The 455-nt window shown below is 66.4% G+C and carries 1 protein-coding gene; it reads left to right on the top strand.

All coding sequences use genetic code 11. The features are described 5' to 3' along the window. Positions 1-455: PhoH family protein (locus AC5RVV_RS18100; protein WP_494002725.1), on the top strand; the 455-nt coding region annotated here is incomplete at both ends.

Raw genomic sequence — 455 nt, forward strand, 5'->3', positions numbered from 1 at the left:
GCCGCTCGGCCGAACAGCGCCTGGCCATCGATATGCTGACGGACCAGGAAGTGGGCATCGTATCGCTGGGCGGCAGGGCGGGTACAGGCAAGTCCGCGCTGGCGCTCTGCGCGGGCCTGGAAGCGGTGCTGGAGCGCAGCGAGCACCGCAAGGTGGTGGTCTTCCGCCCGCTCTACGCCGTCGGCGGGCAGGAACTCGGCTACCTGCCCGGCAGCGAACAGGAAAAGATGAACCCGTGGGCGCAGGCCGTCTTCGACACCCTGGGTGCGCTTGTGTCCCAGGAAGTGGTGGAGGAAGTGATGGACCGGGGCCTGCTGGAAGTCCTGCCGCTGACCCACATCCGCGGCCGGTCCCTGCATGATTCGTTCGTGATCGTGGACGAGGCGCAGTCGCTGGAAAAGAACGTACTGCTGACCGTGCTGTCCCGCATCGGGCAGAACTCTAAGGTGGTGCTG

The sequence above is a fragment of the Arthrobacter sp. MDT2-34-1 genome (assembly GCF_059091365.1).